General features: G+C 54.8%; 1 protein-coding gene. It reads right to left on the bottom strand.

Going from position 1 to position 2,419, the window contains the following annotated elements:
- Positions 1-335 precede the first annotated feature (335 nt).
- Positions 336-1,787: a tannase/feruloyl esterase family alpha/beta hydrolase gene (locus ACFFAR_RS30895; protein ID WP_375509191.1), complete on the bottom strand. Its 1,452-nt coding sequence runs from the start codon at positions 1,785-1,787 to the stop codon at positions 336-338.
- Positions 1,788-2,419: the final 632 nt, after the last annotated feature.

Genomic DNA, 2,419 nt, shown 5'->3' with positions numbered 1-2,419 from the left:
GATGGGTTTGGATACAACTACTTGGCAATAACAACGAGACTCTTCCACAAAAAAGCGTTCACGATTTATTGAACGAGAAGGCAATCTGCGCGGAGGCGAACGACTATCCTTGGTCCCCGGAGCACAGAGGTTCGACTGAATTGCGCAAATACGTTGCATCGGCGTGTTGTCTGAATTCGCGGTCGATATACCTTCGGAACGTCGAGAGCAGAGATTGCGGCTGTACAGAACCTGACGCATCGATGAGGCACTTCGATCAAATTTTGCAGTGCTACGATGCCCGAACCTCCGTGAATCTTGCAGCAGGACCGTAGCCTTCAACTGACGAATGTCGGCTAACTAGCGACGCATGTGAAGGACGAAGCTGAGTTTACATCGCCGGTGCCTTTAAATCGCGCAAAGGTGGGATAATTACATAAGGGTCTCGTCCGGCCCGGCACGCCGATGGTGTCAGTCATGACCTGATTAACGGGACTAACACCTTTTTCATTCCAATTTTCGAGCGCGGTCAACGAATCCCAAGCCGGATTGAATACTGTACTGGTTCCGTGTTGCAGGCCCGGAATCTCATAAAAGCGAACGAAGCCATTCACTGTGGCCGCCGTCATGGTAGCGATCAGGCGCTGATAATAGATCTCGGTCGCACGGGTACTCACAGTTAGGTCCACCGTTCCATGTGCCATCAAAAGTTTGCCGCCTTTGGCATTGAACGCCGAGAGGTCTGAGCTGTTTGCATCGAGCGCAGAAAGTTCGCTGATGCGTGTACCCCATTGGCCTGCGTTCGCCGGATCGAACGTCAGTGAGTTGAAGTTCGAGTTATTTACGACTGAGTAACGGACGAATTGATCAGAAATTTGGCCATCGAACATCGCTGTAGCTTGAAGGGGGTAGCTCGGTTGCGTGGTCCCCAATGCGAGTCGAGTAACAATCGACTCCAACGGCGAAGTATTCACTCCTCCTAGGTCCGCGCCGAAGACGTTATAGCCGGGGTACGACGTTTCACCACTTGTGAGCGGGTAAATGAAGTCAAGGGGCGTATTCATCGTGTTCAACGCTTCGATCTGCACGTCCGATAAGCAGGTATCGCCCGTGTCTGTCCCGCCCGGACATCTGAGTGCGTCTCCGCGGAGCATCGCGGTTGATGGATCGAAAGTGGAGTTGCAAGCCTGCACGTTGCTAATGATCCCGTCTGTGGCGCCGTCGAGCGCGTCACAAGCCCCCATGACGGTCTTGAATAGCAATGTTCGCTTTGCCGTGTTTAGATATCCGCCCGGTGCTGCAAACCCTTGCGTGGCGCGGAGTTGCTGCAGGCTCAGGCTTGTGAAGTCGTACGCGGGATAAAACGCAATCACGCCGTCCCAATCGGCAGGCCAGCGCTGGGCCACCGTGAGCGCTTCGCGCCCGCCTGTTGAACCTCCAGCGAAATAGGATTTGCTTGGTCCCGTTACTGCATATCGTGCCTTGATCAGGAACACCGCGGCGTCATGCGTTTTTTTGAGTGCCGCGCCAGCAAAGTTATCGTAGGCTTCCTGATTGACCGAGAAAGAACCATCTACGATACCGTTCGTACTCTGATGCCCAGAGTCACTAGCGAATACCGCGTAGCCGCGGCCCAGCGGTCCTAATTCATCGATAGCCCCGCTCGGAACATTGCCGGTTACGGCAGGAATCGATCCGTCGAAGCCGCCGCCTAGCATAAGTGCTTTGGTGTTCCAGTTTGTCGGCAAGCCAAGTTGGAATTTAATATTTGGCGCAGTCGGATCGACTGGTTGGATATTCCCGGACACCAGGCAATATTCCCCAACGGCCGCTACCCCCGTGCCACTCGCCGGAACGGTCGTCGCGGCGGTAACGACTGCTCCTGCAGTCGGCAATCCTATGGACGTCGCGGGAACCGTCACGCCCGCTAGCTGCGGGCAAGAAATTTGCGCGACGGGTTGGGACGAAGAGCCGTGGTCATGGCCTCCACAAGCACATAACACGAGCGAAAGCAATATTCCCGGCGCCACGGAGCGCGCGCGCTCAAACTTGTCGCGTATTAAAGTCATTACTTGTCCCCTGAATAGCATTTGATGGCATGCCAGCCTGTAATTATTAATTGCTCGCCACCTTCGTACAATCGAAATAAGGCTTCGCGAGTTGTCCATAAGTGCCGACTGGAAACATCTCATCGAGCTGGGTTGGCCGGCCGCCTTGCAGTACGTGCAGTTGATCCACAGCCGACCCTCTGCGGCGTGGCCGGGCTCACGGACCCCATGACAAGAGATGAGCTTGACATAGAGATCGCGCCCTATACGGTCCAGCTGGCCGAAGGCTCATAATTGTTCGAGCAGTGACGATAAAAACCTCGATTTTCGGCACCGATCCTAGCGCTTTTCACCGCTGAGCATCGCGGCAATACGGCCGCCATCTTGAATTT

Origin of the sequence: uncultured Caballeronia sp., from assembly GCF_964243625.1 — a bacterium.
GTDB lineage: Bacteria > Pseudomonadota > Gammaproteobacteria > Burkholderiales > Burkholderiaceae > Caballeronia.
The sequence above is the reverse complement of the archived record's forward strand: the minus strand, read 5'-3'. Positions and strand labels throughout refer to the sequence as shown.